The organism is Anabaena sp. TISTR 8404 (genome assembly GCF_056847745.1).
In genome coordinates, this window is the sequence record NZ_CP180578.1 from 4206802 (window position 1) to 4232337 (window position 25536).

Annotated in this window: 25 protein-coding genes; 18 read left to right on the forward strand and 7 right to left on the reverse strand. The window is 40.9% G+C overall.

Annotated elements, in window-relative coordinates; all coding sequences use genetic code 11:
* The first annotated feature begins 569 nt into the window (after window positions 1-569).
* The 3 genes from ACMX3D_RS18210 (at window position 570) to ACMX3D_RS18220 (ending at window position 3007) form a co-directional block, all read left to right on the forward strand.
* The gene (locus tag ACMX3D_RS18210) at window positions 570-743 is read left to right on the forward strand and encodes a ribbon-helix-helix domain-containing protein (RefSeq protein ID WP_062297584.1); all 174 of its coding nucleotides are present in this window, start codon (window positions 570-572) and stop codon (window positions 741-743) included.
* 356 nt (window positions 744-1099) lie between these two features.
* A complete protein-coding gene (gene zds, locus ACMX3D_RS18215; protein ID WP_482752376.1) occupies window positions 1100-2539 on the forward strand; it encodes a 9,9'-di-cis-zeta-carotene desaturase in 1440 nt (479 codons plus the stop codon).
* A gap of 24 nt (window positions 2540-2563) precedes the next feature.
* Entirely contained in the window at window positions 2564-3007 is a 444-nt protein-coding gene (locus ACMX3D_RS18220; protein WP_482747284.1) for an SRPBCC family protein, read from the forward strand.
* A gap of 234 nt (window positions 3008-3241) precedes the next feature.
* On the opposite strand, the gene ACMX3D_RS18225 is transcribed toward ACMX3D_RS18220, so the two are convergent.
* The 3 genes from ACMX3D_RS18225 to ACMX3D_RS18235 form a co-directional block, all read right to left on the reverse strand.
* Complete coding sequence (locus ACMX3D_RS18225; RefSeq protein WP_482747285.1) at window positions 3242-4312, reverse strand: WD40 repeat domain-containing protein; 1071 nt, start codon at window positions 4310-4312, stop codon at window positions 3242-3244.
* A gap of 232 nt (window positions 4313-4544) precedes the next feature.
* Entirely contained in the window at window positions 4545-4838 is a 294-nt protein-coding gene (locus tag ACMX3D_RS18230; RefSeq protein WP_482747286.1) for a hypothetical protein, read from the reverse strand.
* Between the two features lie 283 nt (window positions 4839-5121).
* A complete protein-coding gene (locus tag ACMX3D_RS18235; RefSeq protein WP_482747287.1) occupies window positions 5122-5292 on the reverse strand; it encodes a hypothetical protein in 171 nt (56 codons plus the stop codon).
* 337 nt (window positions 5293-5629) lie between these two features.
* Here ACMX3D_RS18235 and ald point away from each other — a divergent pair, with 337 nt between their 5' ends.
* Complete coding sequence (gene ald / locus ACMX3D_RS18240) at window positions 5630-6721, forward strand: alanine dehydrogenase (RefSeq protein WP_482747288.1); 1092 nt, start codon at window positions 5630-5632, stop codon at window positions 6719-6721.
* A 510-nt stretch (window positions 6722-7231) separates the two neighbouring features.
* A complete protein-coding gene (locus ACMX3D_RS18245; RefSeq protein WP_482747289.1) occupies window positions 7232-7789 on the forward strand; it encodes a hypothetical protein in 558 nt (185 codons plus the stop codon).
* Window positions 7790-7917: 128 nt separating this feature from the next.
* On the opposite strand, the gene ACMX3D_RS18250 is transcribed toward ACMX3D_RS18245, so the two are convergent.
* Window positions 7918-8382, reverse strand: a complete 465-nt coding sequence (locus ACMX3D_RS18250) for a cupin domain-containing protein (RefSeq protein ID WP_482747290.1) — start codon at window positions 8380-8382, stop codon at window positions 7918-7920.
* Between the two features lie 1413 nt (window positions 8383-9795).
* On the opposite strand from ACMX3D_RS18250, the gene ACMX3D_RS18255 reads away from it, so the two are divergent.
* The 3 genes from ACMX3D_RS18255 to ACMX3D_RS18265 are packed head-to-tail and all read left to right on the forward strand — an operon-like array spanning window position 9796 to window position 13316.
* Window positions 9796-11025 carry a sedoheptulose 7-phosphate cyclase gene (locus ACMX3D_RS18255; RefSeq protein WP_482747291.1) on the forward strand — a complete coding sequence of 410 codons (1230 nt, stop codon included), beginning with the start codon at window positions 9796-9798 and terminating at the stop codon, window positions 11023-11025.
* A 4-nt stretch (window positions 11026-11029) separates the two neighbouring features.
* On the forward strand, window positions 11030-11863 hold the full coding sequence (locus ACMX3D_RS18260) for an O-methyltransferase (protein ID WP_482747292.1): 834 nt from the start codon (window positions 11030-11032) through the stop codon (window positions 11861-11863).
* Window positions 11864-11918: 55 nt separating this feature from the next.
* A complete protein-coding gene (locus tag ACMX3D_RS18265) occupies window positions 11919-13316 on the forward strand; it encodes an ATP-grasp domain-containing protein (protein WP_482747293.1) in 1398 nt (465 codons plus the stop codon).
* Window positions 13317-13431: 115 nt separating this feature from the next.
* Here ACMX3D_RS18265 and ACMX3D_RS18270 read toward each other — a convergent pair whose 3' ends face one another.
* Window positions 13432-14235, reverse strand: coding sequence for a phytanoyl-CoA dioxygenase family protein (locus tag ACMX3D_RS18270; protein ID WP_482747294.1), 804 nt, complete (start codon window positions 14233-14235; stop codon window positions 13432-13434).
* A 424-nt stretch (window positions 14236-14659) separates the two neighbouring features.
* Between ACMX3D_RS18270 and ACMX3D_RS18275 the strand changes: the two genes are divergently transcribed.
* The 3 genes from ACMX3D_RS18275 to cydB all read left to right on the forward strand — a co-directional run bounded on the left by ACMX3D_RS18275 (window position 14660) and on the right by cydB (window position 18650).
* Window positions 14660-15727, forward strand: a complete 1068-nt coding sequence (locus ACMX3D_RS18275) for a D-alanine--D-alanine ligase family protein (protein WP_482747295.1) — start codon at window positions 14660-14662, stop codon at window positions 15725-15727.
* Window positions 15728-16090: 363 nt separating this feature from the next.
* Complete coding sequence (locus tag ACMX3D_RS18280; protein ID WP_482747296.1) at window positions 16091-17536, forward strand: cytochrome ubiquinol oxidase subunit I; 1446 nt, start codon at window positions 16091-16093, stop codon at window positions 17534-17536.
* Window positions 17537-17636: 100 nt separating this feature from the next.
* On the forward strand, window positions 17637-18650 hold the full coding sequence (cydB, locus tag ACMX3D_RS18285; RefSeq protein ID WP_482747297.1) for a cytochrome d ubiquinol oxidase subunit II: 1014 nt from the start codon (window positions 17637-17639) through the stop codon (window positions 18648-18650).
* Window positions 18651-18663: 13 nt separating this feature from the next.
* Here cydB and ACMX3D_RS18290 read toward each other — a convergent pair whose 3' ends face one another.
* Window positions 18664-18873 (reverse strand): hypothetical protein, encoded by a 210-nt coding sequence (locus tag ACMX3D_RS18290; RefSeq protein WP_482747298.1) that lies wholly within the window; start codon window positions 18871-18873, stop codon window positions 18664-18666.
* A 107-nt stretch (window positions 18874-18980) separates the two neighbouring features.
* Between ACMX3D_RS18290 and ACMX3D_RS18295 the strand changes: the two genes are divergently transcribed.
* From ACMX3D_RS18295 to ACMX3D_RS18310, 4 genes are all read left to right on the forward strand, one after another.
* The gene (locus ACMX3D_RS18295; RefSeq protein WP_482747299.1) at window positions 18981-19826 is read left to right on the forward strand and encodes an Rpn family recombination-promoting nuclease/putative transposase; all 846 of its coding nucleotides are present in this window, start codon (window positions 18981-18983) and stop codon (window positions 19824-19826) included.
* A 163-nt stretch (window positions 19827-19989) separates the two neighbouring features.
* Entirely contained in the window at window positions 19990-21009 is a 1020-nt protein-coding gene (locus ACMX3D_RS18300) for an ABC transporter ATP-binding protein (RefSeq protein WP_482747300.1), read from the forward strand.
* A gap of 93 nt (window positions 21010-21102) precedes the next feature.
* Window positions 21103-21981, forward strand: a complete 879-nt coding sequence (locus ACMX3D_RS18305) for an ABC transporter permease (protein ID WP_482747301.1) — start codon at window positions 21103-21105, stop codon at window positions 21979-21981.
* A gap of 41 nt (window positions 21982-22022) precedes the next feature.
* Window positions 22023-22430: a hypothetical protein gene (locus ACMX3D_RS18310; RefSeq protein ID WP_482747302.1), complete on the forward strand. Its 408-nt coding sequence runs from the start codon at window positions 22023-22025 to the stop codon at window positions 22428-22430.
* A gap of 120 nt (window positions 22431-22550) precedes the next feature.
* Here the strand turns inward: ACMX3D_RS18310 and ACMX3D_RS18315 are convergent, their stop codons facing one another.
* Window positions 22551-22988 (reverse strand): peroxiredoxin, encoded by a 438-nt coding sequence (locus ACMX3D_RS18315; RefSeq protein WP_482747303.1) that lies wholly within the window; start codon window positions 22986-22988, stop codon window positions 22551-22553.
* A gap of 138 nt (window positions 22989-23126) precedes the next feature.
* Between ACMX3D_RS18315 and ACMX3D_RS18320 the strand changes: the two genes are divergently transcribed.
* From ACMX3D_RS18320 to ACMX3D_RS18330, 3 genes are all read left to right on the forward strand, one after another.
* Entirely contained in the window at window positions 23127-23531 is a 405-nt protein-coding gene (locus ACMX3D_RS18320) for an Npun_F0494 family protein (RefSeq protein ID WP_482747304.1), read from the forward strand.
* A gap of 274 nt (window positions 23532-23805) precedes the next feature.
* Window positions 23806-25281 (forward strand): cobyric acid synthase CobQ, encoded by a 1476-nt coding sequence (gene cobQ / locus ACMX3D_RS18325; RefSeq protein ID WP_482747305.1) that lies wholly within the window; start codon window positions 23806-23808, stop codon window positions 25279-25281.
* A 15-nt stretch (window positions 25282-25296) separates the two neighbouring features.
* Entirely contained in the window at window positions 25297-25536 is a 240-nt protein-coding gene (locus ACMX3D_RS18330; protein WP_482747306.1) for a 2Fe-2S iron-sulfur cluster-binding protein, read from the forward strand.

Sequence of the window (25536 nt, forward strand, 5' to 3'; positions counted from 1 at the left end):
TACTTAAAGACTCAATATGAGTTTGTGGATATCTACATCTAATGAGTACCAAAAATCACAGTCGCTAGATAAAAGGAAAATGCTTTTTAACCAGGGAGCGATAGCTTATGTGTGCGTACTATTAGGTAATTACCAGCCAAATATACACACCTAGCAACTAGCAGGCCTATGAAGGTCTCAAATTGTTCACAACATTGTCTCTCAAAAAGTATGCGCTGATCTCATACAGCATAGAAGTTGAAATACTTTCTGTGAAGAAAAATATTGGTAATCTCGATTGAGTGAAACTTAGATATCTCAAATTAATTCATAGAATTTAATTGTCAGGCTTTCTTGAAAACCCCACTAGTAAAATTGTTACAAGTCATGAATGTACACTAACGACTTTTCCTGCCACAATAGTAATCCTGTTCTGATTATGTTTTTGGAAAATGATGAAATAATTTGACAAAACGACAGTTTTTTGTGTCTATAGCCTTGCTTGTTTCTTGACACAAACTCTGATAATCTTATTCCTCCTCGTCTGGAGTATTTTGTTGTTTTGATGGTGTTAATATACAGCAGATTGCATGATAATGACTAATAAAAAATGGGCCGTTAAACGTATCACTGTGAATTTAGCAACACAGGAAGCAGAAAAACTAGAAAAATATTGTCAGCAGACAGGTAGACCAGCAACAGATGTAATTCGTGAACTGATTCGAGGATTACCGATATCTGATGACAACAAGGAAGCAAAATAGATAAGAAAGATAGGAAATTTTTCCACAGCGTCATCGATTGTCGCTGTTTTATCGAGAAAATATCTATAATGCTTTTTTCAGTCCACCTTTACTAAAGTTTGTGTATCTCAACACAAGCGTTTTGAAGTCAGTAAATTTTAGTGATCAGGATCGAATAAAGTAATAAAAGCAATTTTATTACCAGTGGGTTTCAACCCATCGTGCATCTACATACTGGTGGACTCCTGATAAATCTCTGAGAATTAACTTTTGACAAGAGCGAGTGTGAAACCTCGCAAATAGGCTTGATGTTAATAGCAAATTCCGACACCAACCCAGTTACAATTTGTAAAGAAATTGAAGAGGTAGAGGACGGAATGCGCGTTGCAATTGTAGGTGCGGGATTGGCTGGGCTGGCAACCGCTGTAGATTTAGCTGATGCTGGCTGTGAAGTCCAGATTTTTGAGTCCCGTCCGTTTGTTGGTGGTAAGGTCGGTAGTTGGGTAGATGGTGATGGCAATCATATAGAAATGGGGTTGCACGTTTTTTTTGGCTGCTACTACCAACTTTTTGACTTAATGGAAAAAGTGGGGGCGTTGTCACATTTACGCCTGAAAGAACACACCCATACTTTTATTAATAAAGGCGGACGTACTGGTGCTTTAGATTTTCGCTTTTTTACGGGTGCGCCTTTGAATGGCTTAAAAGCATTTTTTACGACTTCCCAACTATCTTTACAAGATAAATTGCAAAATGCGATCGCCTTAGGTACCAGCCCAATAGTCAGAGGATTGGTAGACTTCGACGGGGCGATGAACACCATCCGCAATCTGGATAAAATTAGCTTTGCCGATTGGTTTCGCCGTCACGGTGGTAGTGAAGGTAGCATCAAACGGATGTGGAATCCCATTGCTTACGCTTTGGGATTTATTGACTGCGAAAATATTTCTGCCCGTTGTATGTTAACCATCTTCCAGTTTTTCGCCGTTAGAAGCGAAGCTTCTGTATTGCGGATGCTAGAAGGTTCGCCTGATGGTTACTTACACAAACCCATCGTGGAATATTTAGAAGCCAGAGGTACTAAAATTTACACTCGTCGGCAAGTGCGAGAAATTCAATTTGCCGAAGAAGGTGGACAAACCCGTGTTAATGGCATAGTAGTAGCCCAAGGCGATACAACCGAAATTATTACCGCAGATGCCTATGTCTGCGCCTGTGATATTCCAGGAATTCAGCGAGTACTACCGCAAGAATGGCGGAAATGGTCAGAATTTGACAACATCTACAAATTGGATGCAGTACCAGTTGCTACAGTCCAATTGCGCTTTGATGGTTGGGTGACAGAACTGCAAGATGCCCAAAAACGCAAACAACTCAATTATGCCACTGGGATAGATAACTTGCTGTACACTGCTGATGCAGACTTTTCTTGTTTTGCTGACTTGGCATTGACTAGCCCCAGTGATTACTATCGTCCAGGCCAAGGTTCTTTGCTGCAACTAGTGCTAACTCCGGGAGATCCGTTTATTAAAGAAAGTAACGAAGCGATCGCCCAGCACGTCCTCAAACAAGTGCATGAACTTTTCCCCTCATCACGGGAACTTAACATGACTTGGTATGGTGTCGTGAAACTTGCCCAATCTCTTTATCGAGAAGCGCCAGGAATGGACGTATACCGCCCTAACCAAAAGACTCCAATCCCGAATTTCTTCCTAGCAGGGAGCTATACCCAGCAAGACTATATCGATAGTATGGAAGGAGCGACAATTTCGGGAAGACGCGCGGCAAACGCAATTTTAGAGAGTATCAAGCAGTAGCGAACTCCAGAGGAAGAACAGAGAATGTCAGATTGGCTAGAGCATAGCGTACAGGTAGAAGTAGAGGCTCCCATTGATTTAGTGTGGAGTCTGTGGTCTGATTTAGAACAAATGCCCCGGTGGATGAAATGGATTGATTCGGTAAAGATACCGCCCGATAATCCAGAGATATCTATTTGGAAACTCAATACTGGTGGTTTGGAATTTACCTGGAAATCTCAGATTCTTAAAGTTATTCCCAACCAAATTATTCAATGGAAATCAATTGATGGTTTGCCAAACCAGGGAGCAATTCGTTTTTACGATCGCCACACTAGTAGCATCGTCAAGCTATCTGTGTCCTATGCCATCCCTGGCATTATTGGCAAAATCATGGATAACTTATTTTTAGGACGGGTAGTAGAATCAACGATTCAAGCTGATTTGGAAAGGTTTAGAGAATATGCCATCAATAACAAATCTACTTGAATGAAAGCAAAAATGCTGCTTTAACTGATAGATGGAACAATCTTGAGCCATGTTAGATATAGCCGTAGTCACATAGTAATGACATTGTTAATTTCTGAAAACCTTGAATTAACAGGCTTTATACTCAGCACTCAGCACTCAGCACTCAGCACTCAGCACTCAGCACTCAGCACTCAGCACTCAGCACTCAGCACTCAGCACTCAGCACTCAGCACTCAGCACTTTGCTATATTGCTAGTTACGTTTTGGTCGTGGAGTTCCCCAAATATTCACTCTGCCGTCAAAACCGCCACTAGCCAAAACTTTTCCATCTGGACTAAAAGCGATCGCACTGACCCAATCACTATGGCCGTAAAGTGTATTTAATAACTCGCCTGTAGTTAAATCCCACAGCTTGATGCCATCTCTGCCAGCACTAGCAAGAATTTGGCCACTAGGGTGAATTGCGATCGCATTGACCCAGTTATTATGTCCTTTGAGGATGCGGACTAAGCTTTTAGATTGGAGATTCCAAAGTTTAATAGTGCGATCGTGACTTGCACTAATTAAGGTTGTACCATCTGGGGTAAAAGCTACGGTACTCACTGCTTGAGAATGTGCCGGAAAAGACCGAATTAATTTTCCAGTCTGCAAGTCCCATAGCTTGATTTCGCCTTTATTGTCACCACTAGCGACAATCTGGCCATCAGGACTAATTGCTACTGTATAAATCGAGTTACCAAACTTAGTCAGTATTGCCAATGGACGTTGCTGTAGCAAATCCCATACCCTAATTCCGTCTAAAGCACCACTGACGAGAACTTTACTATCAGAAGACACAGCTAAAGATAAAACATTGCTGGTGTGTCCCACAAAAGAACGATGAAATTTATTATTTTTGAGATTCCAAATATTAATTGTATTATCAGTACTACAGCTAACTAAAGTTTGGCCATCAGGCGCAATTACTAAAGATTCTACAGATGTTTTGTGTGCTTTACTATTCGCCAACTTTTTGCCAGTTAAGGGGTTCCACAAGCGAATTACACCATCATTTTCCGCACCACCACTGGCGAGAATTTTGCCATCTGGACTAAAAGCTAGAGATTTAACAGTTCCTGGATGTCCCACCCAGCTATAAATTAACTGAGGATTGGCAAAGCTAGTGCGAGTTGGGGAATCTGGGACTTGTGCGATCGCAGCATGAGCAGTATGATAATCAACACTTTGCCAAATAGTTACTGGCAGAGTTAATGCTGCCATAAATGCCAAGCCAAGATACGGGCGCAGCTGAGAGCGACTCCCTAATTTACCCTCACTCCTCACAAATTTTTCCTCACTGTTTAAATAGTTAAGTCAATTCACTTCACCACAAAAGTACTGAGTGCTGAGTAAAATTTATCGTGAATAGTACTCAGCACAGTCAGGTCTGAAAGCAAACTAAATTTATTTATGTATGATGATCCATATTTTTTGAGACAGGTAATGCGGGAAAAATGTGTCCTTGCGTCAATCTCCTATTTTTAACTCAGCATTCAGCACTTTTAACTCAGCACTATCAACGGGGTGGTTTTTTCTTAGCAACAGTCAGTATCGGTAGCGTAGGACTCGATGAGCGGGAAGGTAAATAATGTTGTACCACAGGTTCCTCTGGTATGGGGCGATGCTGCTGCATCCGCCACAACTTAAAGACGAGACTTACACCTGCTGTTCCCAACCCAACAGCTAACAACGACCAACTATCATCTAATCCACCAATCACAGCATCTACTACGCCCATTGTTATCAAGATACTGATAATTGGCTCTTTTCTGTAGGCTGATTTCAAAAAACGAGGTAATGCAGCATTCATCACAGCGTGGTTTATCCAAATCACCTTTGTGTAAGTTTACCGAGAATACCTCACTTACTTGTTATCCTTTATAAAAAAGACAACTAAATAATATAATTATGATAAGTAGGTGAGGCAGTGTAAAAATTAGATTTCTTGCAAATTTGCAAGCCTACAAAGTCATAGACCGCAAATCTTACAAGATAGTTCTCTTTATAAAGTTTTAACCAGCTGGAATCTTCAGCTGGTTAAAACTGTTCTACTTACTAGCTTACAACTTGAAAGCTTTTAATTTTGGGTAGCGCTACTTTAGACCAAGCCAAGATAGCACACCTTGATTGGTGACATATTCAATGATCACCATTAAGCCAAAGCCAATCATCGCAGCTCGACCATTCAGGCGTTCTGCATATTCATTAAAGCCAAATTTGGGTTCTTCTAGCTTGGGGGTAACTGTTGGTTGTGGTTGTGTCATGTTCAAAAAACCTCTTTGCGGCAAACGGGATTTGGCAGTAGTAAAACGTTAAATCAGGACTTTTGTAAGCTTTGAGCTAATTGCATTGCTGGAAGACTCAGGGAACTTGAGAACTCCAGCAGTAGCTTCTCAAATGTACCTGTGCAAATGCTCTTTTAACAATTTGTAATTATTCTTTATATATTGTATGCAACTATGGCAATAGTCAAGAGTCAGAGTTTTGAGCTTTGTTACCGTGAAAGGGAAAACTAAGGTTGTAGATAGCTATATCTAATACGGAACTGTCAGTCTGAGACTGGCAGGCTAAATTAAACCAAAAATTCATCAGAGGCGTTATATGGAAATCGGCGTTCCTAAAGAAACGAAAGATCAAGAATTTCGAGTTGGTTTGAGTCCTTCTAGTGTGCGAGTGCTGCACGAAAACGGTAATAGCATTTTTGTGCAGACACAAGCAGGTAATGGTGCTGGTTTCACAGATGAAGATTACATCAGTGCGGGAGCAGAGATTGTACCCTCAGCAGAAGCCGCTTGGAATCGAGAATTAGTAGTAAAAGTAAAAGAACCGTTATCGAGCGAATATAAATTTTTGCAAAAAGGGCAAATATTGTTTACATATTTGCATTTAGCTGCCGATCGCAAATTGACAGAACATCTAATTGATTGTGGCACTTGTGCGATCGCTTACGAAACTGTAGAACAACCTGGTGCTAACAGACTACCTCTACTTACACCCATGAGTGTCATAGCTGGTCGGTTGTCTGTGCAATTTGGCGCGAGATTCCTAGAACGTCAGCAAGGTGGTAGAGGAGTGCTGTTAGGTGGTGTTCCTGGAGTTAGGCCAGGCAAAGTTGTGATTTTAGGTGGTGGTGTAGTCGGTACAGAAGCAGCGAAAATCGCTGTTGGTATGGGTGCGGCTGTGCAAATTTTAGATGTAAATGTCGAACGCTTATCTTATTTAGAAACTTTGTTTGGCTCTAGAGTTGAATTACTTTACAGTAACTCTGCCCACATCGAAACCGCCGTCAAAGCAGCCGACTTACTTATCGGTGCAGTTTTAGTTCTGGGACGCAGAGCGCCAATTTTAGTATCCCGTGAATTGGTGCAACAAATGCAGCCTGGTTCGGTAATTGTTGATGTAGCTGTTGACCAAGGCGGTTGTGTCGAAACCTTACACGCCACCTCTCACACCCATCCTGTATACATAGAAGAAGGAGTAGTGCATTATGGCGTTCCTAATATGCCAGGGGCAGTACCTTGGACATCAGCCCAAGCACTCAACAACAGCACATTACCTTATGTTGTGCAGTTAGCAAATTTGGGAATCAAAGCACTAGATGTGAACCCATCCTTAGCTAAGGGTGTAAACGTTCAGAATCATCGCATTGTACATCCTGCGGTGCAAGAGGTGTTTCCTGACTTAGTAAGTTAATATTAAATCACTCAAACTACCCACCTGGCTTGAATGGATTGATTTTAGTTGGATAAAAAAGTGATTTTGCGGTGCATTGACTGGATATTTTCTAACATTTTCCCAAAATTGAAACTGACAGCACAGTGGGAATTTCAGGCTTGATTTTTCTAAACACTTACCCTAATCCCTCCTCAATTATGAGGAGGGATTCTACGGTGTAATCTACCACCAAAAAGTTTTAATTGCAGCTTGATTCAGAGCAACAAGAATTATTTAAATAATAATAAAGTTTACAAAATAAAGGGCATCATTGTTGAACTTCATTGGGGCTGATATATAGGAATCCGAATTGATTACTAAAAATCCTTGTGTAGTTAGGGAACTCTTAACAGGGAACGGAGAACAGATAAGAGGAAAGTTAGATGTGTATTGATTTTTTTCACTAATCAAATATGAGTCCTATAGCCTAATAATTCAGGTGTATGTAATCCTTAATAAAAGTACGTTTAACTACTATCAAACTCATCAATGAAACTTGAATCAAACTGTAAATTTATCGGAGCCATATTGCTTGCCATGTCCATCACAGCTTGCAATAATTCTGCTAAATCACAACTACCATCCACCAATAGCCCAACAGTTACAAATCTTTCGGATACATCCAACTCCACTTCACCATCAATTTCTCCCGCACAAAATGCTGCGGCTACCAACTCGCTTGAACAACAAGCAGTTCAAGTCATTCATAATTATTATGATGCGATCGCCCGTCAAGACTATAAACAAGCTTACTTGGCTTGGGATGGAGATGGATCTGCCAGCAAGCAATCATTTGAGGAGTTCAAGCAAGGTTTTGCTAATACTGCATCCGTTGCCGAAGAAGTTGGGAAACCAGGCAATTTAGAAGGGGCGGCAGGCTCACTATATATTGAAATTCCAGTTACAGTTACTGCTGTCACTACCAATGGAACTCCGCAGCGATTTCATGGTAGTTATGTGCTGCGACGAGTGAATGACGTTCCTGGCTCAACTCAAAAGCAGCGTAGATGGCATATCTACTCAGCGAAAATTTCTCAAGAGAATTAAGAAAGATCAACAAGTCAGATAATGTCGAAGGGGCAAAAGCACGAGGGATAATCAAGCAACTGCACTCCTTTAGAGGATTAGGCACTCTACTCGCAATCAGTGCCAAGTGCAATTGTCAGAGTTGCCTATTAAGTTTCTACTGGTTCCTGGTCAAATTGTCGCATCAACTCTAACAGTGCTTCTTGGTTTGGTGTTTGTCCGTCTTTGAGTAGTTCTGCTAAACCTGCAAAATACTTTTCTCGTTCTCCGCCTGGGCAAAACATGATTAATAACTTTGCAGGTTTTGTACCACGATTGGCAAAGGTATGCGGTGTACCTCGTGGTACTAATACAAATGCGCCTGGTTGACCTTGCACAATCTGAGTACCTACTTGAATTTCTACTTCTCCCTCCAGAACATAGAACATTTCTTCCATATGTCTGTGAAAATGCAATATTGGTGCTGTCCCGCCTGGTTGTATTAAGTTTTCAAATAGTCCTAAATGACCATGAGTATCAGCACCCACCGCCTTAAATATAATTTCGCTATTGCCAGTAATTAAAGTTTGCCCTTGTCCTGGTGCTAATATGATTTCTTTGATAGGTAAAGTCATCGCTACTCCTATTTCCAGAATTTAGCAGCTAAATTAATTTAGTGTTGTCTTTTTATTTAAGTAAGCCAGAGAGAAAAAAACAAACTATGTTAATAAAGTTTAACTAGGTTAAAACTCTCTACAGAATTTCGCTCAGGCGATCGCTGATCATCAAAACAAATATGTTTAATGTGAGTTCGATGAACCTCTCCCCAACCCCTCTCCGGTGCGGAGAGGGGCTTGAAGATAATTGATTATTCACAAAAAATAAAGCTTTCAAAGCTTCTCACCGAAGCAGGGAGAGGTTTGGAGAGGGGTTTTTGAAATCCGTCGAACTTCAAGAAACATATGGCTTTGCGAATAAATTTATTTATTCGGCCAGAGGAGTGTGAATCTCCTTGGCAAAATGGGACAACCTCAGCATTGTAGAGCATTGCTGATCCCGTTGGGACAGAGTTTTCGCACGCTCAGGAATGCAGTTTTTTGCGTTCGGCATCATACAGGTCAAGAGAAGTGCGGCTGTATCAAATATCTATCTTTAGACATACTTGATTAAAATTTCTTGTTACTCAGTACATTTCCCTTGATGGATTGACTTAAATTTATTTACATATGTTATGATTTATATCGTTCAAATGTTATGATTTGTAACAAAGCTCTAAGTTGATAGTCGGAAGATTGTTTGCTGACTTCAGCTAAAATAGCTAATTTTAGAGCTAAAAAGCCAATTTCAGCAATTTAAATTTTTGAGTGCGGAACTGTATATTTCATAAAGTTAACTTTTTGTTAACTAGCAACTCAGATTTATTTAAATTTGGAATTTTCGGAAGTTACTGAGATCAGTATGTTGCATTTTGAGCATTAATTTCACAGAATGTAGAGAGTAATTCTACTGTCATCCTGAATAGAATGTAGCGAGTAGCCATAGAAGGTTTAATAGTAATGCAAAAAAATACCGAACTTAGGGTAAATCAGGGTTCTAATCTCAAATTAAAGCTTGGAGATCAACAATACGAGTATTGGTCTAGGATAGAAGTCTTACAAAATCGAACAATTGGAAAGCCATTAAAGTTAAACACAGTGGTATAAGTCTTAATTTAGATGAGTTTTCCTCTCATTAAAGTCAACAATTCCCAAGCAAAGAAAGCAAATTTGATGGTGAGATACTGCTAGTGGAACTGGTTGACTATTTTAGAGGTTTTCCTGAATAAAAGGTTAACCTACCTACAGAATTTACTCAAATGAATGGTGTTGTTTAATAACATTGCCAAACAGTAATAAAAGTAAGCTTTTTTCTTGAAAGCTGATTTTGTGATGCCTTTTTTCATCAAACGAAAAAGAGCATTATTTCTGGCTGGCGTGCATGAGGGTAAATCGGAATTTTTACCAAAAATTCCGCAATCTTTTAGTTACTTTGAATAAAGGTCTACAGACATGAATAAAGTTCAAGCATCGTTTGAAGCAACAGAAACTGCGTTTCACGTCCAAGGTTACGAAAAAATCGATTTTAGTCTAGTTTATGTAAATGGTGCATTTGATATTAAAAACAGAGAAATTGCAGATAGCTATGCTAAATTTGGTCGCTGTTTAACTGTAATTGATGCCAATGTCTATGAACTTTACGGCGAACAAATCAGGTCATATTTTAAGCACTATGACATTAAACTGACAGTATTTCCTATCATCATTACTGAGCCAGCTAAAACCCTTGCAACTTTTGAAAAAATTGTTGATGCTTTTTCAGACTTCGGCTTAGTTCGTAAGGAACCAGTCTTAGTCGTTGGTGGTGGTTTAATTACTGATGTAGCTGGGTTTGCTTGCGCTGCTTACCGTCGCAAGAGTAACTATATTCGCATTCCTACTACTTTGATTGGTTTAATCGATGCAGGTGTAGCAATTAAGGTAGCAGTTAATCATCGCAAGTTGAAAAATCGTTTGGGAGCATATCATGCACCTTTGAAAGTTATCCTCGATTTCTCATTTTTGAAAACCTTACCAACAGCTCAAGTTCGTAATGGTATGGCAGAGTTAGTGAAAATTGCTGTAGTTGCTAACTCAGAAGTCTTTGAACTGCTATACAAATATGGACAGGAACTGCTTTCTACTCACTTTGGATACGTGAATGGAACACCAGAAATCCAAGAGATTGCCCATAAAGTCAACTACGAAGCCATCAAAACAATGTTGGAGTTAGAGACTCCAAACCTGCATGAAATAGACCTCGACCGCGTCATTGCCTATGGTCATACTTGGAGTCCTACCTTAGAATTAGCGCCTCATGTACCCCTATATCATGGTCATGCTGTGAATATAGATATGGCTTTGTCTGCAACCATTGCCGCACAACGAGGCTATATTCCCACACAGGAACGCGATCGCATTCTAGACTTGATGAGTCGTATCGGTCTCTCACTAGATCATCCTCTTCTAGATGGAGATTTACTCTGGTATGCTACCCAATCTATTACCCTGACACGAGATGGCAAACAACGCGCAGCTATGCCTCGTCCGATTGGTGAGTGCTTCTTTGCCAACGATTTGACTCGTGAAGAACTTGATGCTGCCCTAGCTGAACATAAACGTCTTTGTGCTAAATACCCTCGTGGCGGAGAAGGCGTTGACGCATACATTGAAACTCAAGAAGCTCAGTTATTGGGGGTGTGAAAAAATGACAAGTATTGTAGAACTTCAAACAGCTAGACCAATCACGCCACACAGTATCTTACTAGCCCAGCTACAACAAACCCTCAAATTAGCCCAACAGAACAACATTCCCGCTCAGATATTAGATTCTCTAGGGCAAGCTGTGCAATTAGCAGCAGGTTTAGATCCTTACTTAGATGATTACACCACCCCAGAATCAAGTGCATTAAAGGCATTGGCGCAAAAAACCAGCCAAGAAGACTGGAGCAAACGCTTTAGTGATGGTGAAACAGTGCGTCAGCTAGAACAGGAGATGCTCTCAGGACATCTTGAAGGACAGACATTGAAAATGTTCGTCCACATGACTAAGGCCAAGCGCATTCTAGAAGTAGGAATGTTCACAGGATATTCAGCTTTGGCAATGGCAGAAGCGCTACCAAGCGATGGACAACTGATAGCTTGTGAAGTAGACCCCTATGTAGCCCAATTTGCTCAAGCTTGCTTTGATGAATCTCCTCACGGTCATAAAATTGTCGTCGAAGTAGCGCCAGCTCTAGCAACACTCAACAAGCTCGCAGCCAGAAAAGAATCGTTTGATTTAATCTTCATAGATGCCGATAAAAAGGAGTATGTAGAGTACTTCCAAACCATTTTGGATAGTAGCTTGCTAACTCCCGATGGGTTGATATGTGTGGATAACACATTGTTGCAAGGACAAGTTTACCTACCACCAGAACAACGCACTATTAACGGTGAAGCGATCGCTCATTTCAACTCTGTTGTTGCTGCCGATCCGCGTGTAGAGCAAGTTCTGTTACCCATACGTGATGGTGTGACTTTGATTAGACGCGTAGCTTAACGAAGTAGAGACGTTGCATTGCAACGTCTCTACAACGAACACAAAGGAACGACTGATGACACAATCAATATCTTTATCTCTATCTGAATCTAGAACGCCTGCATCAGGTGTGAAGGTAAAGATAGCAGCTTTATTCAAGACTCTCGGTACTCTGACATTATTACTTATAGCTTTGCCGTTCAATGCTTTGGTAGTGTTGATATCTTTACTGTGGAGTATTGTGCGATCGCCGTTTACGAAAAAAGCTGTCGTAACTGCTCATCCTCAGACTATCTTGGTAAGTGGAGCCAAGATGACCAAAGCATTGCAACTGGCTCGTTGCTTCCATGCAGCCGGACACAGAGTTATTTTGATTGAAAGCCACAAATACTGGTTGTCTGGACACAGATTTTCCAAAGCTGTGAGTCGTTTTTATACAGTTCCGGCTCCGCAGAAAGACCCAGAAGGCTATATCCAGGCGTTAGTGGAAATCGTCAAGAAAGAAAAGGTTGACGTTTATGTCCCTGTATGCAGTCCTGTTGCTAGTTACTACGACTCTTTAGCAAAGCCTGCATTATCAGAATATTGCGAAGTTTTCCACTTTGATGCAGATATTACCAAGATGCTAGATGATAAATTTGCCTTTACTGATAAAGCGCGATCGCTTGGTTTATCTGTCCCTAAGTCTTTTAAAATCACAGACCCTCAACAAGTTATCAATTTTGATTTTAGCCAAGAAACCCGCAAATACATTCTTAAAAGTATTAATTATGACTCAGTTCGCCGCTTAAATTTAACTAAACTTCCCTGTGATACACCAGAACAGACAGCAGCCTTTGTCAAAAGTTTACCCATCAGTCCCGAAACACCTTGGATTATGCAAGAGTTTATCCCTGGTAAGGAGTTCTGTACTCATAGTACAGTCCGGGATGGAGAATTAAGATTACATTGCTGTTGCCACTCTTCGGCATTTCAAATCAACTATGAAAACGTCGAAAATCCCCAAATTCGGGAATGGGTGCAACACTTTGTTAAGAGTTTAAGACTAACTGGACAAGTTTCTTTCGATTTTATTCAAGCCGAAGACGGTACAGTTTACGCCATTGAATGTAATCCCCGGACTCATTCGGCAATCACAATGTTCTACAATCATCCAGGTGTCGCAGATGCTTATTTGGGTAAAACTCCCCTAGCTGCACCTCTAGAACCTCTTGCTAGTAGCAAGCCTACTTACTGGATATATCACGAAATCTGGCGGCTGACTGGGGTTCGTTCTGGGAAACAATTGCAAACACGAGTTAATACTTTATTGCGAGGTACTGACGCTATTTATTGCCTTGACGATCCTATACCATTTTTGACTTTGCATCATTGGCAGATTCCTTTACTGTTGTTGAAGAATCTACAGCAACTTAAAGGATGGGTGAAAATAGATTTCAATATTGGTAAATTAGTGGAGTTAGGTGGCGATTAAAAGAGTAATCTTATCGTGTTTTAGAGTTACTAAAACACGCAGGAGGTAAAAGATAATTCTTCCTTTTGCCTCCTGTCCGCGACTATTAGTCATATTTAAATGTAAGAGTTACTAACTAACGATGCAATTTAATTCTAGGAAACATATCACAGTCTATCGGCTCACCAGGTTTTTTGGCTTTTAATGAATTAAACTCTGGAATGTCAATCTCATCCAAAGGTCTAAAAGGCCACGCCTTTAAACGAGGATAATAAGTAACATCATCACCAGTCCAATTCGTCACTACTGCACGTCGTTGTGTAGAAGATATATTAGTTACTGAATGATGAATTGTCAGCAAATGATGAACTAAACAATCTCCAGGCTCCATATCCCAAGATAAAAGTTCGTGAGATGCTGGTTCTGAAAACCACGAGGGATTTGAGTCTTCACGTAACTCTTTACCCCAGCGATGAGAGCCTTTGATGTACTCTAATCGACCATTTTGTTGATTAACTTTATCTAAAGCAAGCCAAATTTTACAACACTGCCAACCTTGTATAGGCCAGTAAGGGAGGTCATTATGCCATCCAATACGGCTAGTGGCTTTAGGTTGTTTCACAAAAAAGCCATCAGCTAAGAAGTTGAGTTTTTTTGATTTCAAAAGTTGAGCAGCAAGGGTCGCTAGTGGAGATTCAAAAACTAAAGCACGAAAATCAGCATCAACCAACCATAAGCTATTAGTATGTTCTACATTACCTTCTGGTTTTGAAATACCTTTTACCTCCAAAGGCCCAGCAATTGATAGATTCTTATTCACGGCTTTTCGCATCTGTTCCACCCAGATATTATCCAAAACATTTTTGATGCAAATAACGCCATCTTGCTCAAAAGCTTCTATTTCTTGGATGGTAATTTTGGGCAAGTTTAACTTTAGCATTTGATATTTTTCCGGTAGTAATAAAATTTTTCATTCAGATAGAAGCGATAACTAGCTACTGCCAACTAGTAAAACAATCGCTGTCAATGAAAAATGCAATAAATAAATTTTATGTTTTGTCAAATACCTATCTAACTATCATTTGATAGAACTAGATTATCTATCTTTAGAAAATATTTAATCTGCCTGAAGGAATTGTAAAAGTAGTAAATTTTAATATGTATTATGACGATGGTGATTATGTTAATTAATAATAAAATTACGGACTCTGCTAATAGGTTGAAAATATAAGTATTTTGAGTAAAAAAACAAACAGTATTGGAATTATTTGTAAATTGCTTTTTGCCATTTTTATCTGTGGTAATGCAATAAAAGTTCATAAATCACTAGGCTTTCACCACAACGGTAAATAGGAAGGTAAATTATGTCAGTACTTCGTATCCTTCATTTAGTTGGCTCGGCACAGGATGATTTTTACTGTAATTTGTCACGTCTTTATGCTCAGGACTGTCTAGCAGCAACAGCAGAGCGATCGCGCTATGACTTTCTGATTGCATATATTACACCTGATCGTCTTTGGCGATTTCCTGCTTCCCTCAGTCCAGAAGATATTGCTGCTGCCAAACCGATGCCGTTGTCTGATGCCATAAAGTTGATAACAGGGCAAAACATAGACCTTGTGTTACCACAAATGTTTTGTATTCCGGGAATGACACACTACCGGGCTTTATTCGACCTGTTGAAGATTCCTTACATCGGCAATTCTTCAGATGTGATGGCGATCGCAGCCCACAAAGCCAAAGCTAAAGCAATTGTCGAAGCAGCAGGAGTGAAAGTCCCTCGTGGAGAACTACTCCGCCGAGGAGACGTTGCGACAATTGCACCTCCAGCAGTTGTCAAACCCGCAAATTCCGATAACTCTTTAGGGGTTGTTTTAGTTAAGGATATTACTGAATATAATATTGCCTTGCAAAAAGCATTTGAATATGCAGATGAGGTCATTGTAGAAGCATTTATCGAACTCGGTCGAGAAGTCAGATGCGGCATCATCGTTAAAGATGGGGAATTAGTGGCTTTACCCTTGGAAGAATATCTAGTAGATTCCCACGAAAAACCCATTCGCAACTATGCTGATAAACTCCAACAAACAGATGATGGCAACTTACACTTGACTGCTAAAGATAATATCAAGGCTTGGATTGTAGATACTAACGACCCGATTACTCAAAAGGTTCAGCAAGTGGCTAAGAAGTGTCATCAAGCTTTGGGTTGTCGCCACTACAGTTTATTTGATTTTAGAATCGACCCAAACGGAGAACCTTGGTTTTTAGAAGCCGGATTGTATTGTTCTTTTGCCTCCAAAAGTGTAATTTCTTGTATGGCGAAAGCAGCAGGAATTTCTTTAGATGAATTATTAATGACGGCTATCAATGAAACGTTGGGCAATCAAAAAAATGCATTATTATCAAGTGATAAAGTTGCTTTTTCTTAAACCATTGGAACCAATAAATATATTGAGTTTTTTGTAATTACTCAATTGCATTTTCTCAAGATAAATTATCAAACAGAATACATACGTCAGTCGCCATAATTCTCCACGTGAATTATGTGCGACACTTCGGCAAGTCCTTCTCCTGTCGGGGAAGCAAGCTACGCGCAGCTTCCCCGAAGGGGTACGGCTACGCTCAGGTCATCGCAGTGCATCACTCTTGAATTCAGGATAGCTGAATTCTTCCATTAATTTTCCACATTAATTACTGATAATGAACGTTAATCTAGAAGCAATATTTTGGTATATTTGCGCTGTTACTAAAACGTTTATCCTAAAAAAATGGTTGGCTAGTGGAGAAAATTCATGGAATTTTTATCCGATTCAGTTGTGCTATCACGGATGCAATTTGCACTGACAGCGATATTCCACATACTTTGGCCTGTCCTCACTACCGGGATGGGGATTTATTTGGTAATTGTGGAGGGACTATGGCTGAAAACTCGCAATCCCGACTACTATCTTCATGCGCGGTTTTGGTCTAAGTTTTACGTGCTGAACTTTGGTATTGGGGTAGCAACGGGTATTCCAATGGAGTTTCAGTTCGGGACTAACTGGGCCCCTTTCTCGGAAGCTGTGGGTAACTTTTTTGGCAGTGTTATCGGCTTTGAAGCTTCTTGGGCGTTCATGCTAGAAGCTGCTTTTTTAGGAATTATGTTATTTGGTTGGGAACGAGTTAATCCTGCTGTTCACTATCTCTCGACAATATTAGTGGCTGTGGGTGCGAACCTTTCAACTTTATGGATTTTGACAGCGAATTCCTGGATGCAAACGCCAGCCGGTGGGGAAATGGTGAATGGCAAGTTTGTTGTCAACGATTACTTTCAGGCGATGTTCAATCCTTTCATGGCTAACAGTGTGCTGCACATGTTTTTTGCCACACTGGAGACTTCGCTGTTTGTTATTGGTGGAATTAGTGCTTGGTACATTTTGCAAAAACGCCATGCAGAGTTTTTTGCCAAGTCTTTGAAAATAGTTTTAGCAGCTGCGATCGCAGTTGCCCCATTACAAATATATATTGGTCACTTAAGCGGCGAACAAGTTTATCATTATCAACCGACAAAACTCGCAGCAATGGAAGCACAGTGGGAAAGCACACCCGCTGGACAGCCTGCTGACTGGAGTTTAATTGCCTTACCTAACGAAAAGGCAGAAAAAAATGATTGGGAAATCACCATTCCCAACGCCTTGGGTTACATCCTGGAATTTAAACAAAATCTCTCCGAACCAGTGCGTGGGTTGAGGGAATGGAAACCAGAGGATCGGCCGCACATGGTTGGTTTAATTTACTATGCCTTCCGGGTGATGATTGCCATTGGCTTTTTCTTTGCTGGGTTAATGCTGTTGAGTACGGTACAGTGGTGGCGAGGTAAGTTATCTGCCAACAATATTACTCAGCAACGTTGGCTAATGCGGGCGTGGCTATTTGCCGCACCTTTAGGATACATCGCTGTGGAGTCAGGCTGGATTGTGCGTTGCGTGGGAAGACAGCCTTGGACGCTTTACGGACAAATTCGCACAGTTGATGCAGCTTCACGTTTACCTGCAAGTAACGTTTTAACTTCACTCACTGCTTTTGCAGTAGTTTACAGCTTGTTATTTGTCGCTGCTATGTATTTTGGCAGTCGCATCATTCGTCGAGGGCCAAATCTCGACTTGCCAATTCCCGGTGCAGAAATTACAAAACCTGCTGTAGATACTACTCCAGGGGAGTTTATGCCAGATGAACGTCCTGTAGAAGCACAACAATAAGAAGTCTGAAATGGGGAGTAGGTGGAATAACAATATCCCCGATTTCTCAAAGAAGTCGGGGATATGAAGTCAAGTTTACTAACTTTAAATAAGAGATTTTATGGAGACGCTCAAGTACTTTTTGCCGCAAGTATGGTTTGTCATTTTAGCTTTGTTTTTATTCCTGTATGTGATGCTGGATGGCTTTGACTTGGGAGTGGGTATTTTGTCTCTGACTTCTTCTGATGAAGAACGTCGGGGAATTTTGATGACTAGCTTAAGCAACATTTGGGATGCGAATGAAACTTGGTTAGTGTTGATGGGAGGCGGATTATTTGGTGCATTTCCTTTGGCTTACGGCACGATTTTAAATGCTTTGTACATTCCGATTTTGGTGATGGTGTTTGGGTTTATTTTTCGTGGTGTGGCGTTTGAGTTTCGTGAATTATCCAGACGCAAGTTATTTTGGAATTTTGCTTTTGGTGCAGGGAGTTTTACGGCTGCACTTGGTCAAGGTTTCGCTCTTGGTGCTGTACTCAAAGGGATTAATGTTGATGAAACGGGACATTTTATCGGCACAACTTGGGACTGGTTTAGTTTGCCATCTGTGCTAGTAGCATTAACTTTAATTCAAGGATATGTGTTGATTGGTTCTACTTATCTTGTGTGGAAAACTACAGGAGAGTTACAAGAAACACATTATAAAACTGCCAAAATTGCGGCGTTGACAACCTTAGTTGGCGCGATCGCTATTACAATTAGCACACCAATAATTTACGAAAGTGCTAGGTCTCGCTTATTTCAGCAGCCTTTAGTTTATATTTTCGCTGCCATTCCTGTGTTGGGAATTTGGTTAATTTGGCAACTTTGGCAAAGTCTCAACCGCAAAGAAGAACGAGCGCCTTTTGTCTGGACAATTCTGTTATTTGTGTTGTCTTTTATTGGGTTAGGTTTAATTGTCTTTCCCTACATCATCCCAACAAAAATCACTATTTACGAAGCATCAGCTGACCCTAGTTCATTGGTAATTATGATTATTTTTATCGGATTTCTCATCCCAGTGATGCTGTTTTATAACCTTTATCAATATATTGTGTTTCGGGGTAAGGTGACAGGTAATGGTTATGGAGAATAGATAGAACATTTGGTCAATAAAAAGTAGAGACGTGAAATTTCACGTCTCTACTTCTGGTGGAAGGACAAGGTTCTGTGTCGTGATGACAGGGTTCTGTGTCATAACAACAGAGTTTCGTTTCATAACGACAAGGTTCTGTGTCGTCACGACAAGGTTCTGTGTCATAACGACAAGGTTCTGTGTCATAACGACAAGGTTCTGTGTCGTCACGACAGGGTTTCATTTCATAACGACACGGTTTTAAGACATTAGATCCCCGACTTTTCTAAAAAATCGGGGTTTTCGCCACTATGTCTGCTGATAATTTTCTACTTACAATAAAGCATTACCTTGAGTTACGATAACACCTGCAAATACTTAGCCGAACGCTACCCTAGTGAATTCGCTAATTGGTTACTCTCAGTTAACACCTCAGATATTCAAGTTCTCAAAACCGAACTGAACTTAGAACCAATTCGCGCTGATTCGGTAACATTCTTACAAATCGCTAACAAAATTCTACATTTAGAGTTCCAAACTTCACCTCAATCAACACCGCCACTTGATTTTCGGATGCTTGATTACTACACCAGGCTCAAACGTCAGTACTGGTGTGAGATTGAGCAAGTGTTAATTTTCTTGCAAGCTACATCTTCAGACATTGTTTTTCAAACTCAGTATGTAGACAAGAAAACCAGACACGAGTATCGAGTCATTCGTCTATGGGAGGAAGATCCCACACCGCTATTGGCTAACCCTGCACTGTTACCCCTGGCGAGATTAGCCAGAACAAACTCACCCGCAGACTTATTAGAGCAAGTCGCTGCGGCTGTCGATATGATTGAGGAAACGGACGAACGACAAAATATATCAGCTTGCGTACAGGTTTTGGCTGGTTTGCGGTTTGAGAAAAACTTAATCACACAACTTTTTAGAGAGGACATTATGCAAGAGTCTGTAATTTACCAAGACATTTTGCAAAAAGGAGAGCAACGAGGTTTGCAAAAAGGAGAGGTGGCTGTAATATTGCGTCTTTTAACACGTCGATTTGGTGCAATAGAGCCACAGATAGAACAGCAAATTCGCAGCTTATCCATCGCTCAACTTGAGGAATTAGCTGAAGTTTTGTTAGATTTTACTAGTCAAAGTGATTTAGTAAATTACTTAGCAAATATCTTGCCATCTTCAGCTAGTTGAGGAAATTCAGTTCTTATCATCCTTAATTGTGGTGCGATCGCTTTACCTCAACTTAATGCATAAATATAGAGGAGTCGTATCAAGGCGATCGCATCACCTCACACTACTCAACTACAATATATATAGACTTTGTTGCGAATTGTATAGTTAGGGATTGGCTGTCATGGCTCCCGCCGTTTTAATTCAAAATCTGCAAAAGCGCTACGGTACTGTTGAAGCTGTCAAAGACGTTTCTTTTGAGGTACAACCAGGAGAAATCTTTGGCTTACTTGGCCCCAACGGTGCAGGTAAAACAACTACTCTGCGTGCTTTGTGTACTCTCACCACTCCAGATGCAGGCAAAATAGAAGTATCTGGAATTTCTGTGTTGGATAACCCCAAGGTAGCAAGGCAAAAACTCGGTTATGTAGCGCAGGAAGTGGCTATAGATAAAGTGCTAACTGGAAAAGAATTGTTGCAATTGCAAGCTGCACTTTATCACATCCCTGGCGCAGCAGCAAAACAGCGAATTGGCACAGTTTTAGATTTACTGGGTTTGCAAGAATACGCCGATAAAAAGACAGGAACTTATTCTGGTGGTTTACGCAAACGTCTCGACTTAGCGGCTGGACTACTCCATGCACCGGATGTTTTAGTATTAGACGAACCCACAGTCGGACTTGACATTGAAAGTCGTTTTATCGTTTGGGAGTTCCTGCGGAAGTTAAGAGCATCAGGAACTACAGTATTAATTACCAGCCATTATTTAGAAGAGATTGATGCACTAGCCGATCGCGTTGCTATTATTGACCGTGGAATTGTCATTGCCACAGGTACACCCTCACAATTAAAAGATAGGGTAGGAGGCGATCGCATTACCTTACGCATCCGCGAATTTTCACCTATTGAAGAAGCCGAAAAAGCTAAAAACCTCTTACAAGCTTTGCCTTTTGTCCAAGAAATCATCATCAACAGCGCTCAAGGTAATTCCCTCAACTTGGTAGTCACACCCCAAAATGATGCTTTAATTACCATCCAACAAGCGCTCAACAATGCCAGCTTACCAATATTCGGCATTGCTCAATCTCGTCCTAGTCTTGATGATGTCTATCTCGCCGCAACTGGACGCACATTAATGGACGCAGAACTAGCCGCAATTGCTACCCGTGATCCAAAAGCAGAAAAGAAGCAAAATATGAGATAGAAATTCTGAAGTATGAAAGCTGAAGTCTGAAAGATAAAATTCATACTTCACACTTCATACTTCATACTTCACACTTTATACTTCATACTTCCTATGAGTGTTACTCCTAAATCTGATGTCAATTGGCAGCAACTAGCATCGCCTGCCGATGCTGCGCCTAATTTTTTCGGTGAATTAGTCCAAGAGACGCTGGCTTTAACGCGTCGCTTGTTTATTCAATTACAACGTCGTCCTTCAACATTATTGGCGGGAATTGTTCAGCCTGTGATGTGGCTGGTGTTATTCGGTGCTTTATTCCAAAACGCACCCAAAGGTTTATTTGGTAGTACGACAAATTACGGTCAATTTTTAGCTGCTGGCGTAATTGTTTTTACAGCATTTGCTGGAGCTTTGAATGCCGGATTACCTGTGATGTTTGACCGCGAGTTCGGCTTTTTGAATCGTTTATTAGTAGCGCCCCTAGCATCACGATTTTCGATTGTGTTTGCTTCGGCTATCTTTATTATTAGTCAAAGCTTGTTGCAAGCAGCCGTAATTGTAGGTGCAGCAGCATTTCTCGGCGCAGGGCTACCAGATGCGGCGGGGTTAGGTGCGATCGCTTTAATAGTCTTTCTCCTAGCTTTGGGTGTAACTGCTATTTCTCTGGGTTTAGCTTTTGCTTTACCCGGACACATTGAATTAATCGCCGTAATTTTTGTTACTAACCTGCCTTTATTATTTGCCAGCACTGCTTTAGCGCCTTTATCCTTTATGCCCAAGTGGTTACAAGTTGTTGCCACCTTGAACCCTCTCAGCTACGCCATTGAACCTATTCGCTACCTTTATCTTCACAATAGTTGGGGACTGGGTAGTGTAGTCATGCAAGCACCTTGGGGAGATATCACCTTTGGTGGTGCTTTATTAGTTTTGTTTGGCTTTGCCATTGTTGCTTTATTAAGCATTCAACCCCAATTACGGCGGACTCTTGCTTAAGATAAAAGCATGGTGTCGTTGGAGTGTATGAGAAAAAAATCATGCCAAAATCATTTTTATCAGTTAAAAGCTTCTGTGTGGCTACCTTCGCAGGAATTGGCTTTGCCTCCTTCCTCATAGCACAGCCGAGTTTGGCTCAACTGAATACAGTTGATACTTATCCTGGGGATAATTCCCAAGATAATACCAATCCATTTTCGACTAATTCTGGTGGCTTAAACCCCCTTCAGTTGATTCATCAGGCCCAATTTGGCAGTTTAAACTGGAATCAGCAACAAAAAGATGAAGAATTAAATTCTGCTGTAGCTGATTTAAACAGAAAGCGTGCTGCACTTCAACAGAAAAATCAGCCTGCAAATAATACTTCTGGACAAGCGGTTCCTGGTTTACCAGCTATCACATCTCCAAGTGTGATATCTCCAGTGCAAATTGTCCCACCACAAAACTGAATCAAATTCAAAAACCTCACCTTGTCTGTAAATCCTTGACTGAAGCTTGGTTTTGCGGTCAAGTAAAGGAAATAAAGACAAAAGGTGAGGTTAATTGATTTTAGATTTTGGATTGATCAATTACAGACCCAGTGCAGCTAAAATATCGCTGGCGTGGTTAGATGTATTCACGTTGGCATCGACATGAACGATTTTGCCATTAGGGTCGATGACATAAGTGACACGCTTGGCATAACCACCACCATCAACATCGTAAGCTTGAATTAGCTTTTTATCGGTGTCTGCCAAGAGAGGAAAGTTCAGATTGAATTTTTGAGTAAAAGCTTGATGAGACACTTCATCATCAGCACTAACACCCAAAACAACTATATCTTTGCCTTGATATTGCTCTTGAGCGTCGCGGAAGCTACACGCTTGTTTGGTGCAGCCTGGAGTGTCATCTTTGGGATAAAAATACAAAACAACTGTCTTACCAGCAAAATCAGACAGTGAGACAGTGTTGCCATTAGTATCTTTGACGGTAAATGCAGGTGCATCCGTACCAACTGCTAGAGGCATAATGAACCTTTCCTGTTTGGTGTTTGTTGATGACTTTGAAATTTTACAATAATTTACAATAATTAAATAAATTAGTTGATCAGAGGTTCGTTGACGGTCAACGGTCAACGGTCAACAAAAAAGTAATTGGATATTCACATGGCTACCCTTGATTCCCAAACCTCGAAAATTTTTTCTTATCCTCGTAGCACAGTAGAAAGAGCAGAGCGATCGCTAATTTGTTCTCCGTTCACCGTGGGTTTATTCATAGCCATGCGTAACCAGAGTGTACCACTAAATGCGATCGCCCAAGAAAATGGTGTCAAGCACGGCTATACCCAGCGTCCTTTATCAGAATTGGCTTGTTATAACGATTTGGACTGGTTAATTCAAGTTGGTGTATTGCGGCGAGAAGTTGATGGACAGGGAATTACCGATAGTTTTCGCCTCACTCCTTTAGGTCATCAACTTATAGAAAAATATCAAGGGAAAAACTGGGCTACGCCTTCATGGCGCGATTACCTATACAATGCAAGCATCCGTTGGTTAAGGCTACCTTTTTAGAATCACAAATCGAGAGAGTTAATATTAGGTTACATAAGGGAACAATATATTTACGGAAGCATCAACCCCAATGTAAATTCTTCATCAACATCTGACGAATTTTGCCAGGTTTTGCTGAAATTTATCTAAGTAACATGGGGAAAGCTTAGGTATGAATATTTGTCATACCTATAGCTCTTTTAGCTTCTTAGCTTATAACTGTTGATGAGCGGATTGTGATCAACCCGTTCATAATTAAATATTTCACCCTCCTATTAAAAAACCGACATTAAGTATGAAAGCAATTATGGTAGTGGGAACGACATCCCACGCAGGGAAATCACTGTTAACTACTGCTATATGTCGTTTGTTGTCGCGGCGTGGTTGGCGAGTGGCTCCCTTTAAAGGTCAAAATATGGCTTTGAATGCTTATGTCACCGCCAATGGAGGAGAAATTGGTTATGCACAGGCGGTGCAAGCTTGGGCTTCCGGGGTGGTTCCTTGGGTAGAAATGAATCCAATTTTACTTAAACCCCAAGGTGATATGACCTCGCAGGTAATTCTTAAAGGTAGACCTGTAGGCAAAGTTAAAGCTGCTGATTATTACGAGCAATTTTTCGACCTTGGTTGGCGGGCGATAGAAGAATCTCTACAACACCTATCTACAGAATTTGACATGCTGGTATGCGAAGGTGCAGGAAGTCCAGCAGAAATTAATCTCAAGCACCGCGACTTGACAAATATGCGGATAGCGAAGCATTTAAATGCACCCACCATCTTGGTTGTTGACATTGACCGTGGTGGTGCTTTTGCTCATGTAGTAGGTACTTTAGAGTTACTTGACCCAGATGAACGGGATTTGATTAAAGGTATCGTTATTAACAAATTCCGAGGGCAGCGATCGCTCTTAGATTCGGGCATAAAATGGCTAGAAGAACGTACCCAAAAACCTGTGATTGGCGTTCTGCCTTACTTTCAAGAAATATTTCCCGCCGAAGACTCTCTCGACTTACTAGATCGGAAATCACACAAACATCAAGCTGACCTGAATATCGTTGTTATCCGCTTACCGAGAATTGCTAACTTTACCGACTTTGACCCCTTAGAATCAGAACCGACAGTTTCAGTCAGGTATCTCAGCCCAAAACAAGATTTGGGACACCCAGATGCGGTAATTATTCCTGGTACAAAGACAACCATTGCCGACTTAATTTTATTGCAGAAAAGCGGTATGGCAGAAGCAATCCAAAATTATGCCGCTTCTGGTGGTACAGTTTTAGGGATTTGCGGCGGCTACCAAATGTTAGGACAAATTATTGCCGACCCTGAAGGTATAGAAGGTCAAGCTGGCAGATTCCAAGGTTTAAATTTATTACCTATTAGAACAGTAATTACCGGACAAAAAGTCGCCCGTCAGCGCCAAGTTAGCTCAAATTATCCCCAGATGGGCTTGCCAGTCAATGGATTTGAAATTCATCAAGGGCGATCGCGTATTGAACAACCACCAGATAGTCAAGCGTTTCAACCCTTGTTTGATGATGTTAACTTAGGATTAGTGGATAGTTGTCAATCAGTTTGGGGTAGTTATTTGCACGGACTATTTGATAACGGCCCTTGGCGACGTGCTTGGTTAAATCGCCTGCGTCAACAGCGAGGTTTAAAATCCTTGCCCACAGGTGTAGCCAACTACCGAGAACAGCGAGAGCAAATCTTAGACTCGCTGGCTACTGAAGTAGAACGCCATTTAGACTTAACACCCTTTTTGTCGTAGTTAGCCGAAAATTTCATGAGTGTTAGCGTTCGATTTTTGCCAGATGATATCACCATCAATGCCGAAGTGGGAGAAGCACTCCTAGATGTAGCAGAACGTGCTGGAGTATTTATTCCCACTGGCTGTCTCATGGGTTCATGTCACGCCTGTACCGTGGAACTTGAAGATGGTGATGTCATCCGTGCGTGTATTTCCGCAGTACCGCCAACTGATGAAGAGTTGACAATACATTTGTTTAGCGACCCAACTTGGTAG

Bases quoted from the DNA above. Each gene is read 5' to 3' on its own strand.
- ACMX3D_RS18290 (WP_482747298.1), bottom strand. From the start codon at position 18,873: ATGAAACCCTGTCGTGACGACACAGAACCTTGTCGTTATGACACAGAA.
- ACMX3D_RS18270 (WP_482747294.1), bottom strand. From the start codon at position 14,235: ATGCTAAAGTTAAACTTGCCCAAAATTACCATCCAAGAAATAGAAGCT.
- ACMX3D_RS18230 (WP_482747286.1), bottom strand. From the start codon at position 4,838: ATGAATGCTGCATTACCTCGTTTTTTGAAATCAGCCTACAGAAAAGAG.
- ACMX3D_RS18235 (WP_482747287.1), bottom strand. From the start codon at position 5,292: ATGACACAACCACAACCAACAGTTACCCCCAAGCTAGAAGAACCCAAA.
- ACMX3D_RS18250 (WP_482747290.1), bottom strand. From the start codon at position 8,382: ATGACTTTACCTATCAAAGAAATCATATTAGCACCAGGACAAGGGCAA.
- ACMX3D_RS18265 (WP_482747293.1), top strand. From the start codon at position 11,919: ATGACACAATCAATATCTTTATCTCTATCTGAATCTAGAACGCCTGCA.
- ACMX3D_RS18330 (WP_482747306.1), top strand. From the start codon at position 25,297: ATGAGTGTTAGCGTTCGATTTTTGCCAGATGATATCACCATCAATGCC.
- cydB (WP_482747297.1), top strand. From the start codon at position 17,637: ATGGAGACGCTCAAGTACTTTTTGCCGCAAGTATGGTTTGTCATTTTA.
- ACMX3D_RS18280 (WP_482747296.1), top strand. From the start codon at position 16,091: ATGGAATTTTTATCCGATTCAGTTGTGCTATCACGGATGCAATTTGCA.
- ACMX3D_RS18275 (WP_482747295.1), top strand. From the start codon at position 14,660: ATGTCAGTACTTCGTATCCTTCATTTAGTTGGCTCGGCACAGGATGAT.
- ACMX3D_RS18210 (WP_062297584.1), top strand. From the start codon at position 570: ATGATAATGACTAATAAAAAATGGGCCGTTAAACGTATCACTGTGAAT.
- ACMX3D_RS18305 (WP_482747301.1), top strand. From the start codon at position 21,103: ATGAGTGTTACTCCTAAATCTGATGTCAATTGGCAGCAACTAGCATCG.
- ACMX3D_RS18300 (WP_482747300.1), top strand. From the start codon at position 19,990: ATGGCTCCCGCCGTTTTAATTCAAAATCTGCAAAAGCGCTACGGTACT.
- ACMX3D_RS18310 (WP_482747302.1), top strand. From the start codon at position 22,023: ATGCCAAAATCATTTTTATCAGTTAAAAGCTTCTGTGTGGCTACCTTC.
- ACMX3D_RS18320 (WP_482747304.1), top strand. From the start codon at position 23,127: ATGGCTACCCTTGATTCCCAAACCTCGAAAATTTTTTCTTATCCTCGT.
- ACMX3D_RS18315 (WP_482747303.1), bottom strand. From the start codon at position 22,988: ATGCCTCTAGCAGTTGGTACGGATGCACCTGCATTTACCGTCAAAGAT.
- ACMX3D_RS18220 (WP_482747284.1), top strand. From the start codon at position 2,564: ATGTCAGATTGGCTAGAGCATAGCGTACAGGTAGAAGTAGAGGCTCCC.
- ACMX3D_RS18255 (WP_482747291.1), top strand. From the start codon at position 9,796: ATGAATAAAGTTCAAGCATCGTTTGAAGCAACAGAAACTGCGTTTCAC.
- ACMX3D_RS18260 (WP_482747292.1), top strand. From the start codon at position 11,030: ATGACAAGTATTGTAGAACTTCAAACAGCTAGACCAATCACGCCACAC.
- ACMX3D_RS18245 (WP_482747289.1), top strand. From the start codon at position 7,232: ATGAAACTTGAATCAAACTGTAAATTTATCGGAGCCATATTGCTTGCC.
- cobQ (WP_482747305.1), top strand. From the start codon at position 23,806: ATGAAAGCAATTATGGTAGTGGGAACGACATCCCACGCAGGGAAATCA.
- ald (WP_482747288.1), top strand. From the start codon at position 5,630: ATGGAAATCGGCGTTCCTAAAGAAACGAAAGATCAAGAATTTCGAGTT.
- zds (WP_482752376.1), top strand. From the start codon at position 1,100: ATGCGCGTTGCAATTGTAGGTGCGGGATTGGCTGGGCTGGCAACCGCT.